At 65.0% G+C, this 15,879-nt stretch carries 18 protein-coding genes; 9 read left to right on the top strand and 9 right to left on the bottom strand.

Features of this window, described 5'->3' with window-relative positions:
• The first annotated feature begins 59 nt into the window (after positions 1-59).
• A complete protein-coding gene (locus tag B5V03_RS07045) occupies positions 60-1,385 on the top strand; it encodes an LVIVD repeat-containing protein (protein WP_129268537.1) in 1,326 nt (441 codons plus the stop codon).
• A 109-nt stretch (positions 1,386-1,494) separates the two neighbouring features.
• Here the strand turns inward: B5V03_RS07045 and B5V03_RS07040 are convergent, their stop codons facing one another.
• A complete protein-coding gene (locus tag B5V03_RS07040) occupies positions 1,495-2,667 on the bottom strand; it encodes a M20 aminoacylase family protein (protein WP_129268536.1) in 1,173 nt (390 codons plus the stop codon).
• A 548-nt stretch (positions 2,668-3,215) separates the two neighbouring features.
• Between B5V03_RS07040 and B5V03_RS07035 the strand changes: the two genes are divergently transcribed.
• Positions 3,216-3,803 (top strand): TetR family transcriptional regulator, encoded by a 588-nt coding sequence (locus B5V03_RS07035; RefSeq protein WP_164987831.1) that lies wholly within the window; start codon positions 3,216-3,218, stop codon positions 3,801-3,803.
• Positions 3,804-3,836: 33 nt separating this feature from the next.
• On the opposite strand, the gene B5V03_RS07030 is transcribed toward B5V03_RS07035, so the two are convergent.
• The 3 genes from B5V03_RS07030 to B5V03_RS07020 form a co-directional block, all read right to left on the bottom strand.
• On the bottom strand, positions 3,837-4,133 hold the full coding sequence (locus B5V03_RS07030; protein ID WP_129268534.1) for a hypothetical protein: 297 nt from the start codon (positions 4,131-4,133) through the stop codon (positions 3,837-3,839).
• 107 nt (positions 4,134-4,240) lie between these two features.
• Complete coding sequence (locus tag B5V03_RS07025; RefSeq protein WP_129268533.1) at positions 4,241-4,891, bottom strand: response regulator; 651 nt, start codon at positions 4,889-4,891, stop codon at positions 4,241-4,243.
• A 7-nt stretch (positions 4,892-4,898) separates the two neighbouring features.
• Positions 4,899-6,269: a sensor histidine kinase gene (locus B5V03_RS07020; protein WP_129268532.1), complete on the bottom strand. Its 1,371-nt coding sequence runs from the start codon at positions 6,267-6,269 to the stop codon at positions 4,899-4,901.
• A 199-nt stretch (positions 6,270-6,468) separates the two neighbouring features.
• On the opposite strand from B5V03_RS07020, the gene B5V03_RS07015 reads away from it, so the two are divergent.
• The 5 genes from B5V03_RS07015 (at position 6,469) to B5V03_RS06995 (ending at position 10,818) form a co-directional block, all read left to right on the top strand.
• Entirely contained in the window at positions 6,469-7,239 is a 771-nt protein-coding gene (locus tag B5V03_RS07015) for a MotA/TolQ/ExbB proton channel family protein (RefSeq protein WP_129268531.1), read from the top strand.
• Positions 7,236-7,922, top strand: a complete 687-nt coding sequence (locus tag B5V03_RS07010) for a hypothetical protein (protein ID WP_129268530.1) — start codon at positions 7,236-7,238, stop codon at positions 7,920-7,922. Before B5V03_RS07015 ends, B5V03_RS07010 begins: the two co-directional genes overlap by 4 nt.
• Positions 7,915-8,520: a hypothetical protein gene (locus B5V03_RS07005; RefSeq protein ID WP_129268529.1), complete on the top strand. Its 606-nt coding sequence runs from the start codon at positions 7,915-7,917 to the stop codon at positions 8,518-8,520. The genes B5V03_RS07010 and B5V03_RS07005 overlap by 8 nt, the downstream gene beginning before the upstream one ends.
• Positions 8,521-8,637: 117 nt before the next feature.
• A complete protein-coding gene (locus tag B5V03_RS07000; protein WP_129268528.1) occupies positions 8,638-9,378 on the top strand; it encodes a metallophosphoesterase family protein in 741 nt (246 codons plus the stop codon).
• A gap of 6 nt (positions 9,379-9,384) precedes the next feature.
• Positions 9,385-10,818, top strand: a complete 1,434-nt coding sequence (locus B5V03_RS06995) for a serine/threonine protein kinase (RefSeq protein WP_129268527.1) — start codon at positions 9,385-9,387, stop codon at positions 10,816-10,818.
• A gap of 1 nt (position 10,819) precedes the next feature.
• On the opposite strand, the gene B5V03_RS06990 is transcribed toward B5V03_RS06995, so the two are convergent.
• Positions 10,820-11,011: a hypothetical protein gene (locus B5V03_RS06990; RefSeq protein ID WP_129268526.1), complete on the bottom strand. Its 192-nt coding sequence runs from the start codon at positions 11,009-11,011 to the stop codon at positions 10,820-10,822.
• 24 nt (positions 11,012-11,035) lie between these two features.
• Positions 11,036-11,215 (bottom strand): hypothetical protein, encoded by a 180-nt coding sequence (locus B5V03_RS06985; protein WP_092028231.1) that lies wholly within the window; start codon positions 11,213-11,215, stop codon positions 11,036-11,038.
• 365 nt (positions 11,216-11,580) lie between these two features.
• On the opposite strand from B5V03_RS06985, the gene B5V03_RS06980 reads away from it, so the two are divergent.
• Positions 11,581-12,687, top strand: coding sequence for a hypothetical protein (locus tag B5V03_RS06980; RefSeq protein ID WP_129268525.1), 1,107 nt, complete (start codon positions 11,581-11,583; stop codon positions 12,685-12,687).
• A gap of 42 nt (positions 12,688-12,729) precedes the next feature.
• On the opposite strand, the gene rpe is transcribed toward B5V03_RS06980, so the two are convergent.
• Positions 12,730-13,431, bottom strand: coding sequence for a ribulose-phosphate 3-epimerase (gene rpe / locus B5V03_RS06975; protein WP_129268524.1), 702 nt, complete (start codon positions 13,429-13,431; stop codon positions 12,730-12,732).
• Between the two features lie 252 nt (positions 13,432-13,683).
• Between rpe and B5V03_RS06970 the strand changes: the two genes are divergently transcribed.
• Positions 13,684-14,511: an EF-hand domain-containing protein gene (locus tag B5V03_RS06970; RefSeq protein ID WP_129268523.1), complete on the top strand. Its 828-nt coding sequence runs from the start codon at positions 13,684-13,686 to the stop codon at positions 14,509-14,511.
• Positions 14,512-14,523: 12 nt separating this feature from the next.
• Here B5V03_RS06970 and B5V03_RS06965 read toward each other — a convergent pair whose 3' ends face one another.
• Both B5V03_RS06965 and B5V03_RS06960 read right to left on the bottom strand, forming a co-directional pair.
• Positions 14,524-14,736: a KTSC domain-containing protein gene (locus B5V03_RS06965; protein WP_129268522.1), complete on the bottom strand. Its 213-nt coding sequence runs from the start codon at positions 14,734-14,736 to the stop codon at positions 14,524-14,526.
• A 48-nt stretch (positions 14,737-14,784) separates the two neighbouring features.
• Positions 14,785-15,780, bottom strand: coding sequence for a P1 family peptidase (locus B5V03_RS06960; protein ID WP_129268521.1), 996 nt, complete (start codon positions 15,778-15,780; stop codon positions 14,785-14,787).
• Positions 15,781-15,879 lie beyond the last annotated feature (99 nt).

Here is a 15,879-nt window from a genome sequence, read left to right as displayed (position 1 = left end):
CGAGGCTTGCACGCCTCACCGCAAGCGCGCATCATCCTCCAAAAAAATGGGGGAAACCGATGCCTCAACTTTCGCGCCGCCGGCACCTTCAGCAATTGTCCGCCGTGTTCGGATCGGCCGCGCTGTCGGGTTGGTCGAGGCCGGCATGGGCTTCGGAAGCGGACGTCCCGCCGGAGGGGATCGGCAAGGGCATCCAGCACATCTCCTACAGCGATATCGGCGGACGGCCTGACAGCGTGCAGGTGATGTTCAACCGGCAACACGTCTATGTCGGACACATGTTCAGCGACGGCGTGACGATCCTGGATGCGTCCGATCCGCGGGCGCTGAAGCCGGTCAATTTCTTCACCGCGGGGCAATACACCCGCACCCACCATCTCCAGGTGGCGGAGGATATGCTGCTGCTTGCCAACGGCGCCAACATCGTCGCGATGCAGTCCTACGACAACATGCGCGGCTATTTCGAGAACACGCTGGTCGACAGCATCACCAAGGCCAAGAAATTCCGTTCCGGCCTTTCGATCCACGACATCTCGAAACCCGGCGAGATGCGCGAGATCGCATTCCTCGAAATGCCGGGCTTCGGCATCAACCGTCTGTGGTGGCCGGGTGGCCGCTGCGCCTATGTGTCGGCGCATCTCGACGGCTTCACCGACCACATCCTGTGCGTGGTCGATCTCAAGACCATCACGAAACCTGAGATCGTCGCGAAATGGTGGCTGCCGGGCATGAACCGCGCAGCCGGCGAGCCGGCAACGCCGAAGGGCAAGCGCTTTGCGCTGCATCACATGATCACGGCGGGCGATCGTGGCTACGCCGCCTGGCGCGACGGCGGCTTCACCATCCACGACATCAGCGATCCCACCAATCCGAAGCTGCTGTCCCACATCAACTGGTCGCCGCCGTTTGCCGGCGGCACGCATACGCCTCTGCCGCTGCCGAAGCGGCAGCTCGCGATCGTCGCGAATGAAGCCAACGCGGACCAATGCGCCAAGGGCCTGTTCCACACCTTCGTGCTCGACGTGCGCGCGCCGCAAAACCCGGTGCCGATCGCAACCCTGCCGACGCCGCGCGACCGCGATTTCTGCGTGAACGGCACTTTCGGTCCGCATAATCTGCACGAGAACCGCCCGGGTGCATTCCAGAGCGAGGAGACGATTTTCGCGACCTACAACAATGCCGGCGTCAGGGTGTTCGACATCAAGGACGCCTTTGCGCCGAAGGAGATCGCGTACTGGGTGCCGCCGGTACCGAAGAAGCTCGTCGATCCGCGCCCAAACGTCGCGCTCGCGGCCAAGACCTGCGACGCCTATGTCCGGCCTGACGGGATGATGTTTGTCAGCGACTGGAACGCCGGGATGCACGTGCTGCAGTATCAGGGATGAACTGCCGCCCGGGCGACGCTGCCGTAGGGTGGGCAAAGGCGCAACGCGCCGTGCCCACCACTCGCAATGGTGGGCACGCTTTCGCTTTGCCCACCCTACGAGACTAGCGCTAGCCGGCTGCCATCCGCGTCTCGACCAGACGCGCCCAGAACGAGGCGCCGTGACCCAGAATGTTGTCGTTGAAGACATAGGCCGGGTGGTGGCACTCGTTGCCGTCGCCCATGCCGACCAGCACCATCGCGCCGGGGCGGGCTTCCAGCATGAAGGAGAAGTCCTCGGCGCCCATCATCGGAATGAACTTGTCGTTGACGCGCTCGGTGCCGACGATATCGCGGGCGATGTCGGCGGCAAGGCCGGCCTCGCGCGCATGGTTCATGGTCACCGGATACATCCGCGTGTACTTCGTCTCCGCCGAACCGCCATAGGCACGCGCAATGCTGTCGGCGACTTCGCCGATGCGGCGCTCGACCAGATCGCGCACTTCGGGATCGAGCGTGCGCACGGTGCCGCCGAGCTCGGCGATCTCGGGGATGATGTTGAAGGCGGTGCCGGAGTGGAATTGGGTGATCGAGATGACGGCCGATTTGAGCGGATCGACGTTGCGCGCGACGATCGATTGCAGCGCATTGACGATCTGCGCGCCGATCAGCACGCTGTCGACCGATTTGTGCGGACCGGCGCCGGCGTGGCCGCCCTTGCCGTGGACCGTGATCTGGATGTTGTCGGAGGAGGCGAGCATCGCGCCGGGCGTGGTGGCGAAATGGCCCTCGGGCAGGCCCGGCATGTTGTGCATGCCGTAGACCTCCTGGATGTTCCAGCGCGTCATCAAGCCGTCCTCGACCATGGCCTTGCCACCGCCGCCGCCTTCCTCGGCGGGCTGGAAGATCAGAACCGCGTTGCCGTCGAAATTGCGCGTCTCGGCGAGATATTTGGCGGCACCGAGCAGCATCGCGGTGTGGCCGTCATGGCCGCAGGCGTGCATCTTGCCGGGGACCTTTGAGGCGTAGGCGACGCCCGACGTCTCCATGATCGGCAGCGCGTCCATGTCGGCGCGCAGCCCAATGGTCTTGCTGGAGCCGGACTTGCGGCCGCGGATCACGCCGACCACGCCGGTGCGGCCGATGCCCGTCACCACCTCGTCGCAGCCGAACTCGCGCAAGCGGTCGGCGACGATGCCGGCGGTGCGGTGGACCTCGTAGAGCAGCTCCGGGTTCTCGTGGAAGTCATGGCGCCAGGCGGCCATTTCGTCGGAGAGGGCGGCGATACGGTTGACGATGGGCATGCGGAGGGGTCCGTTTCTTATGATGAATTCGGTCGGTGGGTCAGCGTAGCGTAACCCACCGCCGTGTCACAGGAGCTTGTCGATCAGGCCGGCGCGCTAAGTCGGGGGGGGGACTGGGGGGGCCGGGCGGCCCGCCAGGCGGGGCCTGCAGCGCCGGGGTCGCAAAAATTAATTGTCAATCACGGATCATTGACTGACAGATATTGAAATCTGTCAGCGAGACGTGTATATCCGTTCCCGGACGCTCCGATTGGGCGTCACGCGGCAATCCCTCCCGGGGAGCCCGAGGTTCGTAACGATTTCGAACCAAGGGACGTCATTTTGGGGTGGGGACCGCGGACGAATGGAGACTTAAGACGATGACGACCGAAATCATCAATCTCACCGGAACAATTGGGCATTGGCTCAATTTGCTGGTGGCGCGCCAGATCGCGGCGCAGGCTGCAAAACTGCCTCATTAAGGCGAGAGCTTTCCGAAACGACCGGTTGGGGCGCTTCGGAAGCAGCTCCATCGCCGGGTGAACCCTGAACGGGAACAAGGTGCTGGCATGAATGAAGCCGTTATCCTGACGCCGGAGCGGATCCTCGAAGTCACCGAGGACGTCTTGCGGCGCTACGGACTTGCCAAGGCCACCGTTGTTGACGTTGCCCGTGCGCTCGATGTGAGCCACGGCAGCGTCTATCGCCATTTTCCGAGCAAGGCTTCGCTGCGCGAGGCCGTCGCCAAACGCTGGCTGGACCGCATCGACGCGCCGTTGCTGGCGATCGCCAAGGAGCAGGGCCCCGCGCCTGACAGGCTCGACCGCTGGCTGCGGACGCTGTTCGCGGCCAAACGTTCGCGCGTGCTCGACGACCCCGAGATGTTCGATACTTATCTGACGCTGGCGCGCGAAGCCTGCGCGGCGGTCAAGTGCCACAAGGATACCATGATCGACCAGATCGCGGGGATCCTGGCCGACGGCGTGAAGCAGGGCGTGTTCGCTGTCGACGACGTCAAAACCACCGCGCGCGCGATCTTCGATGCGACCGTCCGTTTCCACCATCCGGCGCACGCCGACGAGTGGAAGGATGCCGATCTGCCTGCGCGTGTGGATGCGACGCTGGCGCTGGTGCTGCGCGGGCTGAAGGCTTGCTAGACCGCTGCAGCCTTCGATACGCGCTGCAGCCAATCAACTTCTGACCTTGTTGAGAACGACGCCATTGCGGGCCGATGGCGAAGACGTGCGTGCTCGGAAAGTGGCGGCGGACGATGGGATGATGGGCGGACTCTCCGGATATGCATTGATCGCGATTTCGACGTCGTCCTTCGATCGCTTTCGAAGCCGCTCGAATGTCAGATCCTGATCGAGGGCGGGGCAGCGGAAATGGACGACGGCGGTATCGGGGAGGCGGCAGAGTTCGTCGATGAGATCGCCGACCGTGATGATCGCCGGATGGGCGACCGCCTTGTGATGACCCTTACTCATGACTCCTACTCCTTCACCCTGCTAACTGGAACGGAATAGCCTCTGTTCCAATCCGCCCGGCAGATTGAGAGATTTCATGTCATCTGAGGGAATGTGGAATCCTGCTGCTAAATCTTCGTCAGCCCGCAACTCGCAGCAAGCCGCACCAGCTGCGCATCCGTGCGTGCGCCGGTCTTGGTCTTGATCAGGTAGTGATAGTTCTGGACCGTCTTCACACTGAGATTGAGATGCGAGGCGATCTGCTCGGTGGTGGCGCCGCCGGCGAACTGGCGCAAAATCTCGATCTCGCGTTCACCGAGCTGATCCAGCGCCGAGCCCGCCGACAGGCTGTCTTCGGCCAGAATATGCGCGATGTCGTCGCTCATGGCGCGTTCGCCGCGGGCGACGCTGCGGATCGCGGTGACGACAGCGGTCGGCTCGCTGCTCTTGGTGACGAAACCGGAGGCGCCGGCGCCGAACGCGGCTTTCACCAGCACGGCTTCGTTGTGCATGGTGAAGACGAGGATGCGCGCCCGCGGATTGCGCGCGCGGATGTTGCGGATCGCTTCCAGCCCACTCGCGCCGGGCATCGAGATATCGAGCACGACGACATCGGGGTCGTGCGTCTTGAAAGCACCGTAGGCATCCGCAGCGTTGTCGGCCTCCGCCACGACGTGGAGATCGCCCTGGCTCTCCAGCACCCGCCGGTAGCCTTGCCGGACGATCGGATGGTCGTCGACCAGCAGCACCGAGATGCCTGTTGCCGCGACATCGCTCATTTGGACCTCACGCGGCGAGCGGGATGGTGGCGGCGACGCTGAGGCCGCGCTTGGCAGGCAGGATCGAGAGAGATCCGCCGGCCGCAGCGAGGCGCTCGCGAATGCCGGTGAGGCCGAAGCCGGCCGAGCGCGCGACACGTTCCGCATCGCCGCCGCCGTCGTCCTCGACCTGGATCAGCAGCGAATCGTCCTCGCCCGCGCGCCGCTCGACACGCAAGGAGATTTCGCGCGCCGCACTGTGACGCAGCGCGTTGGTCAGGCATTCCTGCGCCACGCGATAGGCGGTGGTGGCGGCCGGGCCGCTGATGTCGGTGAGATCGCCCCTGAGATCGAGCTGGATCGCTGGCCGCGCGGCGCTCTGCGAGCGCCAGCTGTCGACGAGGTTGACGAGGCTGGCCTCGAGCCCGAGCTCCTCGGGCAGGGGATTGCGCAGCCGCTTCAGCGCATCGCGCAGCGAGGCCATCAAATGATGGGTGGCCTGCGAGATTATGCGCGCATCCTGTGCGATGCCGCTGTCCACTTTCTCTTTCGCGCTCGCCGTCTCGATGGTGTTGGCGAAGGCGAGGATGGCCGAGAGATTCTGGCCGAACTCGTCGTGCAGCTCGCGGGCGAGCGCCCGGCGCTCGTCGTCGCGGATCTCGATCAGGCGCCGCGTCAGCGCCGCGCGCTGTTCGGTCGCTTCCTCCAGCCGGCCGCCGAGCTCGCCGACGGCGCCGCCGATCATCGCCAGCTCCATCGATCGGAAGTGCGGCAGTTTTGTGCGATACTGACCGCGCGCCATGCGCTGGAGCGCCGTGACGATGGTGCGCGCTGGCGCCAGCGCATGTGCGATCGCGAGCGAAGCGAGCAGCGAAATCGCCGCCGCCATCAGCAGCGCGACATCGACCACGTTGAGGAGATACTCCCAGGCGAGCGAGATGGCCGCCGCGGCATCCGGCGTTGCGACGACTGTCCCGGCGGCCGTCGCGCGGGGGCTGACGGGTCTTATCACTTCGGCGTGGCTGCCGAGGAAGATGGGGACGATCGATGCGAACCAGCGCGGCGGTGTCTTGCCGATCCCCTGGCTCTGGCCGCAGAGCGGCTTTTCGAATGCGATCGCCGGCTGGAACTCGACGCAGACGCCGGGCGAGATCAGCTTCATCGTTTCCAGCGTGCGCCATTCCGGAACCGGCAGAAGCTGTTCGCGCGTTCTGCTGCTGCGCAACAAGAACTCGTGCCAATACAGCGCCTGAAGCGCCTGGGCGACCCGCTGCGCCGAGGCCGCCGTCGCCCGGTCGACGCTGCGATAGGCATCGAACGTGGCCCAGACGGTCGCCGCGCCAAGGCAAAGAGCCACGATGAGAAGCAGACGGGCGACAAGCTGAAGCACGAGGCGCATGCGATCATCCCCGACGTTTGGTAAGCTCAGCCTAACAATGCGGCCGCGCCTTGCCAATTGCGGGGTTCGGGCCGGATCGCAGCTCGGGCAAATTTCCCAAGCCGGCTTGGGCATGGGTCTTTGGACCTGAAACGGCGGCTTTGATCTAATTGGGTGGAATCGTTGCAAGCCAGTCCTTGCAAGCCAGGAGCGGTGCAGCATGAGTTCGATGACGATTGGACCGATCGCGAGGCCTGCTGCCGACCCATCCGAGCGCAGTGCGCTGCTGTTCTGGATGATCTTCACCGGGCTGTCGATCTTCGCCGTCGTGCTGCTGTGGCGGTTCGGCTTGATCCGCCTGATGCTGACCTCGGACCGGACCTACATTTCGAGCGTCATCGCGGGGCTCTATATCCTGACCTGCGGCCATTGCTTCCTGCGCACGCGGGCGATCGCGCGGGAGGGGGCGGCGGCGCGGCGTTGCCGCGAGGCGCTCGCGGCGCCCGACGGCAGCAAGGTGCTCAATGCGAGCGCTACCGCGCTGCCGCGCGGGCTGGTGCGCGATCATATCGACAGCCTGGTGACCAAGGCTGCCGCGCAGGACTACAGGCCGGTTGACCAGACGCTTTTGCTGCGGACGCTGGCCGATCGCTTACGCGGCTCCAACGGGTTCGGCGCCTTCGTCTCGGACACGCTGATGAAGCTCGGCCTGCTCGGCACCATCGTCGGCTTCATCATCATGCTGGCGCCGATCGCGGGGCTTGACGCCGCCGACAAGGTCGCGATGCGCTCCTCGATGGGGCTGATGAGCGACGGCATGGCGGTCGCGATGTACACGACGCTCGCCGGCCTGGTCGGCTCGATCCTGGTCCGCATCCAGTACTACATGCTCGATGCCGCCACCCAGCGGGTGTTCTCGGATGCGGTGGTGCTGACCGAGACCTATGTCACGCCGGTTCTGGAGCGCAAAGGCGCTGGAACCCCGTCATGATGGATGATTTCGGTCTCTATCCGCGCGAGGAGCCGTTCGATCCGCTGGGCGTGATGCTGTTCAAGGCGCTCCAGGTGATCGCGTTCCTGTTCTTCCTCGCACTGCTCGCGGTCTCCCCCGATGCGAAGGACGGCAAGATCGACTCCAAGGCGGAGTTCATGATCACGCTGGACTGGCCGGACAGCCACCCCGACGATCTCGACCTGTTCGTGCAGGATCCCGCCGGCAACATCGCCTGGTATCGCCACCGCGAGGCCGGTTTCCTCACGCTTGACCGCGACGACCGCGGCGGCGCCAACGACTTCATCATGGTCAACGGCAAGAAGATCGTCTCGCCGATCCGGGAGGAGATCGTCACGGTGCGCGGCATCATCGCCGGCGAATACACGGTGAATGTCTCGCATTTCGTCGCGACGACCGGCGAACCCGTCACGGCCAATGTCAAGGTGCAGAAGCTCAATCCGACCGCGCAGGTGGTCTTCGACAACAAGTTCACGCTCGATCACACCGGCGACGAGAAGACGGCGGTGCGGTTCCGGCTCGATGCCGAAGGCAAGGTGGTCAATGTGGACCAGCGGCCGAAATCGCTGCTGGAGACGTTCCGCAGCAGCTGGCGCAACGGGGCCGATCTCGACCCGAGGACCGGTGTGAGCAAGAACGCTGCGAGGGTGCGCCGTGACTAGTCTGCAAACGGTCATCCTCACCCTGTCGGTCGCCTATGCCGTGATCGGCGCGCTGCTGCTGGTCGTGCTGGTCTATGCGCGGCTGCATTGGTCGATGAAGGCGGTGGCGGTGGTCGTGACCAGCGCCTTCTATATCGTCAGCTTCACGGAGATGCGCGGGCTGCTCGGCTGGGCCAGCGCCGAGCGGCTCCCCGCCTCCTTCAAGCTGCTGAAGGCCCGCATCGTCGAGCCGCATTCGCTGGAGGGCGATCCCGGCTCGATCTATCTCTGGGTCGAGCAGCTCGACGAGGATAATCGCCCGAGCGGCATCCCGCGGGCCTTTCGCGTGCCCTACGATGACAGGCTGGCCGACAAGACCCATGCGGCGGAGAACGAGATTGCACTCGGACATCCGCAGGGCGGCCGGGCCGCCGATTTCGGCGGCGGCGATGGCAGCCTCATCGACATGGTCCGGGAATATGTGACACCCAAGACCATTCTGGAGACCACCGGCGGCGATTCCTCGACCGGCGAATTCCTCGCGCCGCCAGCGGGTGCGCAAGGAGCGGTGTTCACCCCGATTCCGCCGCCCCGGATGCCGCCGAAGGACGAGCAATAGGCTCTTCACCATTGCTGCAGGGCAGCGCTGGCAAACTGCGCTGCGCTGGCGCATGTTCTTGACGTCCCTCAATTTGGCCTTATCGGCTTCGAATAAGAATCTGAGGGTGGAGGGTGCGTGCTTCTCGCGGTTTTCTCGGATATCCACGGCAACCGGCAGGCGTTCGAGGCATGCCTGAAGCTTGCCCGCGCGAAGGGCGCGGAGCGGTTCGTCCTGCTCGGCGACTTTGTCGGCTATGGCGCCGATCCGGAATGGGTCGTGGATACCGCGATGGAACTGGTGGCCCGGGGCGCTATCGCCGTCCGCGGCAATCATGACGAGGCGGTCAACACCACCACCGAGAGCATGAACAACGAGGCGCAGATCGCAATCGAATGGACCCGAGGGCGGCTCGACGTGGCGCAGCGGCGGTTCCTCGCCGAGTTGCCGATGGCCGTGGACGAGAAGGAGCGCCTTTACGTCCACTCGGAGGCCTCCAGCCCCCAGCGCTGGCACTATGTCCGCTCGACAGCGGATGCGGCCAAGAGCCTGATATCGACGCCCGCCCATGTCACCTTCTGCGGCCACATCCACCGTCCGGCGCTGTATTCGATGTCGGTGACGGCGAAGATGACGGGCCTCGTACCCAAGACCGGCGTGTCCGTGCCGCTCCTGCGCGGACGGCAATGGCTGGCGGTGCTCGGCTCGGTCGGCCAGCCCCGCGATGGCGATCCATCCGCGGCCTTCGTGCTGTTCGATACGGTCTCGTGCGAGATCACCTATTGCCGTGCGCCCTATGACATCGAGACGGCCGCGAGCCGGATTCGCGAGAACGGCCTGCCGCCCTGGCTTGCCGACCGCCTGTCGCAGGGGCGTTGACGGCCGATGCCGAAACCCCTGGTCAAATCAGGCGCGGAGATCGACGGCTACACCATCGGCGAATGCGTCCATGCCGGCGGCATGGCGACGCTGTGGACGGTCACCCATCCCGGCATCGACGTGCCGCTGCTGATGAAAATTCCGCGGGTGTCGGAGGGGGAGGACCCCGCCGCGATCGTCTCCTTCGAGATGGAGATGATGATTTTGCCGCGGCTTGCCGGGCCGCACGTGCCGTCTTGTTTCGGCACTGGTGATTTCGCGCACCAAGCCTATGCCGTGATCGAGCGCATTCCTGGCACCACGCTCTACAAGCGGTTGCCTGATTTGCCGCTACCCTACGAGGAGGCGCGGCTGCTGGTTGCGAAGATCGCGGCCGCGCTCACCGATCTGCACCGGCAGAACGTGATCCATCACGACATCAAGCCGAGCAGCATCATGTTCCGCGAGAGCGGTGAGGCGGTGCTGATCGACTACGGCCTGTCGCATCACAACCATCTGCCCGATCTGCTGCAGGAGGAATTCCGCCTGCCTTACGGCACCGCGCCCTACATGGCGCCCGAGCGGCTCCAGGGTGTGCGCGATGATCCGCGCAGCGATCTGTTTTCGCTCGGCGTGCTGCTGTATTTTTTCACGACCGGCGAGCGGCCGTTCGGCGAGGGCGAGACGCTGCGCGCGATGCGACGGAGGCTGTGGCGTGATCCGTATCCGCCGCGAAGTTTGCACACCGACTATCCGCCCTGGCTCCAGGAGGTGGTGCTGCGCTGTCTCGAGATCGATCCGGCGTGGCGCTATCCGACCGCGTCCCAGCTCGCCTTTGATCTCGCCCATCCGGACCAGGTCAAGCTCACGACACGGTCGGAGCGCCTGAAGCGGGATCCGTTAAGCGTGGTGTGGCGCCGTCGCTTCAATCTGGGCGCCATCCAGCCGCGCGCGAAAGCGGATGTCGCAGCTCAAATCGCCTCGAGCCCGATCCTCGCGGTCGCGCTCGACACGGTGGAAGGCGCGCCCGAGCTGAACGAGGCGCTGCGCGTCACCACCGAGCGCATTCTGGCGACGCTGCCCTCGGCACGGCTGGCCTGTGTCAATGTGCTGAAGCTGAACCGCATCGCCATCGACAAGACGCTGGACGAGCAGGGCTCCAACAAGCATATCGACCGTCTGGTCGCGCTCCGGCATTGGGCAACGCCGCTCAAGCTGGATGAGAGCCGGCTGACGGTTCACGTGCTGGAGGCGATCGATCCCGCGGCGGCGCTGCTGGAATTCGCCGAGATGAACTCGGTCGACCATCTCATCGTCGGCGCTCGGCAGGGCTCGTTTCGGCGCACGCTGCTCGGCAGCGTCTCGGCCAAGGTCGCCTCGGAAGCGGCCTGCACCGTCACCGTGGTACGGCCGCCGCGGATGGCGGCGGCAAAACCAGGCGCCGGCGTGGTATGGGGCTAAATCAGGCCGCGTGAGCGGTGTGGCCGGAGCGCTTGCGGCGGATCGGCCAGGAAAATTGCGGACCGGGCCCGCCGTGATCCGCGCTGCCGCCGAAATACTGGATGATCTCGCGGCAGGGTTCGCAGTTGAAGAGATTACGCGACGCGGACGCCTTGGTCATTTCCTTCAGGCAGTTCGGGCAGTGCGGCTTCATCGCTTCAAGTCCGGAAAAGGGATGTCAATGCCGGCGCGGTGACCGGAGCGGGTGATCCAGGTCCGCCGTATCGGGCCCGGTGTCGTCGCGCATCTCGCCTTCGGTGCGTTCGAGCCGTCCGAAGAAATAGTCGAGGTCCGGATGCGGGCGCCGCGGGATGCGGCACCTGCGCTTCGGTTGACGCTTCACGAGTGCGAACTGCACGGTGTCAGATCCGATTGCGACGGCTGTGACGCGCCGAACGTGCCGGGACCTGCGCCGGTCCGGCCGATGGGCCAAACACAACAAACGCACAAAAACCGATCCACAACGCCACGCCAGTCCAAACCAGGGTCGTCGTCATGATGTGCTCCCGCGAAAACAGGCAGGAATCACTAGCGGTGATTTGCGCGAATCCGGGAAGTCCGGAGGAGTACGGATCAAGGTTGCAATTTTAGGCATTGGCGCGCCGCCATGCCCGTAAAACTCGCGGCAAACGCTCGCCGCCGACCCATCCGGACAGGGCTTGTCTTTCGCCCGAAGATCAACCTATAGTAGTTCCTTGGCGATGGTCCCGATCCGGTGGTGTCGTGAGTGACGTGTCCGATCGCGAGCGGTTCGACTTCGAGCGCGAGAAATGGCGCGCAGACGTTACGTTGCGCGAGCGCGATACGACGCTCAAGGAGAAGGATAGCGCGGCGGCGCGGTGGCGCAGCCCGCTCGTGGTCGCCATCTTTGCCGCAGCTGTGGCCGCGGTCGGCAACGCCGGCGTCGCCTATCTCAACGGTTCGCAACAGCTGGCGGTCGAGAACGGGAAAGCGGAATCGGCGCGCATCCTGGAGATGATCAAGACCGGCGACTCCGACGCCGCTGCTCATAATCTGGATTTTCTCCTCAAGGCAGGTCTCATTACTGATGCCGATCGCATCCAGCGAGTCGCCGCATTTCTCAAGACCAGACCCGCCGGGACGGGACCGGCGCTTCCTTCGCCGTCGGGACGGGTCGCGTTCGAACCGACCGATGCGCTGAAGGATGGCATGCGGCAGTCGCTGGACAATCTGCTCCAGGGCTACATTGCGCGACTGGATGGTCTGGGCTTTCCCGCCGGCGAACGGGTCAGCATCAAGGTGGAGTCGACGGGATCCTATCCGAACGCCTACTACAAGGAGAACGCGATCGTCATCGATCCGAAGCTGGTGGTCGACCGATCGGTCCCTTTGCGCGAATACGGTCATCATGTTCTGACGGCCGGTCGAAACGTCGAATGGCGTGGCTTCTACGCGGCGATCGAGTCCGGTCTTGCCGACTATCTCGCCTGCAGTTACCTCGACAATCCGCGATTGGGTGAGGCGGTTGCGAAGCTGTTCTCGGACAAGCCGTTCATCAGGAATCTCGCCAACGACAAGAGCTTCGCCGAACTCCAGGCAGTCACATCGCGCGACGATATGGATATGCCCTACAAGGGGGCCGAAGTCTGGGGCGGGCTGTTCTGGAACTTGCGTAGCGAGCTCGGTCGCGATTCCGCCGATGCTCTCGTCGCCTCGGCCTGGCTCGCCACGAAATGGCCCGAGGCTGAGGACCAGAAGTCATCGGCTTTCACTGCCGCATTGCTCGCAGCCGCGGTGCAGAAGGTACCGGCGGATGCCGCGAGAGTCAGGAAGATCATGACGGCGCGGCGATTTCCGGTTCCGAGCTGAGGGACCGCGCCGACCCCGCAAAGCCGTGCTTGGTGAACCCGGTCAGATCGCTTCGCCGCGTGCCGTTGCCGCTGCGTTACGGATCGCGGCGATGTTGGTCTTGTAGGCGTCCTGCGTGCCGCCCCTGAAGACGGAGGTGCCGGCGACGAAGGCGTTGGCGCCGGCCGCGGCCAAGGGACCAGCGACGTCGGGGCCAACGCCGCCGTCGACCTCGATGTCGATCGGCCGGCCCGCCGTCATCGCGCGGATGTCGCGGATCTTGCCGATCGCGGACGGGATGAAGGCCTGGCCGCCGAAGCCGGGATTGACCGACATCACCAGCACGAGGTCGACGAGGTCGATGACGTATTCAAGCACGCTGATCGGCGTGCCCGGGTTGAGCGAGACACCGGCCTTCTTGCCGAGCGCGCGGATCGCCTGGAGCGAGCGGTGCAGATGGGGACCGGCCTCCGCATGCACGGTGATGTGGTCGCAGCCGGCTTTTGCGAAGGCCTCGAGATAGGGGTCGCAAGGCGAGATCATCAGATGCGCGTCAAAAATCTTCTTGGTGTGCGGGCGCATCGCCTTGATGACATCGGGGCCATACGAGATGTTGGGAACGAAGTGCCCGTCCATCACGTCGAGATGGATCCAGTCGGCGCCCGCGGCATCCACCGCGCGCACCTCTTCGCCGAGCCTGGAGAAATCCGAGGCCAGGATCGAGGGCGCGATGGCCAGGGGGCGGGGGGCGAAGGCTTGGGTCATGGCGCGGTTTCCCGTGGCGGCCGTGAAAGATGAACCCCGCCTAACATGGGCCTCTCGGCCGGGCAATGCAGGGACGGCGTGCTTCCTGTGGGCGGAAATTTCTGCCGCGACCGGCATGAATTGCCGGTGTTCCCCGGCCGCGCCATGCGCGGCAAGTGCGGATTTCATTGAGCTTTTTGCGCTGGCATGACGCTTGCTGACTTCACCGCCAGAACATTGGCCGCGGCATGCCGCATCGGTTGGAGTTGTGCAATGTTGTTTGCCCTGAGTGCCGTATCGAGCGCACTCGACGCGATCCAGTCGCTGACGAACTCGAAATCGTCCTCGTCGACCCAGAAGACGGGGTCTTCGCAAAGCGCGACGACCAATCCGTTCGCGATCGACAGCAGCAGCAACAGCACGTCCAGCGGCGCGACCTCGTCGGTCAATTCGGGCAATTGCGCGCAGATCTCGCCGGAGACGATGAGCGCGCTGATCGCCGCGCAGAGCCAGTCGTCGGACAGCAGCGCGGCGACCTCGACCTCCGCCTCCACCTCGTCGAGCTCGACCCCCTCGACGTCGACGAGCCGGGACGCTGCGCTCAAGGACCTGTTCTCGCAGATCGACGCCGACGGTGACGGCAACATCACCAAGTCCGAGTTCGAGAACGCGCTCGGCGCCGGCGGCACCAACACGGCGCAGGCTGACGACGTGTTCTCGAAGCTGGATTCGAATTCCGACGGCGACGTGAGCCTGGATGAGATGTCGAAGGCGCTGAAGAGCGGCCATGGCGGTCACCACGCGCAAGGTGCGAGCGGCTCGGGCGATGCTTCCGGCAGCGGATCGGATTCCTCGTCCTCGTCGAGCGGTGGCTCGACCTCGACCACGACGACCGCTGCGGACGGCTCGACCACCACGACCGTCACCTATTCCGACGGGTTCAAGATGTCGACGACGGTCCCGGGCACGTCCAGCTCGTCGAATGTGAACGGCGGCGGCAATTCGGCCTATGATCTGTTCGCGCAGTTGATGCAGCGGCAGGGCGGGCAGGGGCAGGGCTCTTCAGCGGCTGCCGGCTCATCCATGTCGATGAGCGTGTGAGCCGGATCCGAGCTATTCAGCATGCTCGTGAGTGATGTCACGATAGACGTAGCGATCGCGGATGTCGCGATTGAAAAACGTACCTTTTGAACGCGCCTCCCCGAACGCGGCGGCCACTTCAGGCGGAACCTTTTCGTAAATGTAGAGCCGGCCGCTGACGAAGGTTACCTTCAACTCGCGCGTGTCGGCGGCGTAGCGAAAAAAGCGGATCACAGAAGACGGCATGACGTGCACCTGGTCCCGTCAGACAACGCCCTTTGTGCCCATTCGTTTTTAGCCGAAGCGGTCCTTCCAGGCCGGCTGCGCCCCCGCAAACGGCAGTGCGTTCGCGCTGTAAACGCCCCGCGCGATCGCGCGCGCGACCACGTTGGCGGCGACGGTGCCGAGCTCGGTGAGGCCGACCAGCGGCTCGATCGGCTTCTCGCAGGTCGCGGCTGCAAACAGCACGTCGCCGTCGGTCGGCGCATGAACCGGGTAGATGGCGCGGGCAACTCCCGTGTGCGCGATCATCGCCAGACGCTTGGCTTGTGCCTTGGTCAGCGTGGCGTCGGTGACGACGAGGCCGATGGTGGTGTTTTCCCGCGCGCTCGCGGCGGGGCCGCCCTTGATGCGCATCGCCAGCATGTCCGGCGTGAATTTGGGCGGCAGGCCGCGCCCGCCGAATTCGCTGTTCTCCTCGAACGGCGCGGCCCAGAACCACGGCCCGTCGCCGATTGTTGCGCTGCCAACCGCGTTGACGACCATGAGGGCGGCGACCTTGATGCCGTTGGCGAGGACCGCCGAGGCCGAGCCGAGCCCGCCCTTGAAGGTCGCGGTGGTGGCCCCCAAGCCTGCGCCGGCGCTGCCCAGCGTGAAGTCGTGGCCTGCGGCCATCGCCGCGGCGTAGCCAAGATCGCGATAGGGGGCGAAGCGGCCCCAGCCCTTGTCGCCGCCATTGAGCAGGTCGAACATGATCGCACCCGGCACCAGTGGGATCACTGCGCCCCGGATATTGAGACCGCGGCCCTGTTCGGCGAGCCAGGCTTGCACGCCGCCGCCGGCCTCGATCCCGAAGGCGGAGCCGCCGGACAGCGCGATCGCATCGACCCGTTCTTGTGTGCTGGCAAGATCGAGCAGCGCTCCCTCGCGCGTACCGGGGCCGCCGCCGCGGACGTCGATCGCCGCGATCGCGGGGGAATCGAAGATGATCGCCGTCGTGCCGGAGGCGACTTTCGCGTCTTCGGCGTGGCCGACGCGAACGCCGGCGATATCGGTGAGAAGGTTTTTCAAGGACGGCACTCCATGCGCGGGAGCATGATCCGGAAGAGCGCGAAGCGGTTTTCCGAAAAGATCATGCTCGAACAAAGACCTGAAGCGCGATGACCAGCC

This window comes from Bradyrhizobium betae, from assembly GCF_004123905.1.
Lineage (GTDB): Bacteria > Pseudomonadota > Alphaproteobacteria > Rhizobiales > Xanthobacteraceae > Bradyrhizobium > Bradyrhizobium betae_A.
The sequence above is the reverse complement of the archived record's forward strand: the minus strand, read 5'-3'. Positions and strand labels throughout refer to the sequence as shown.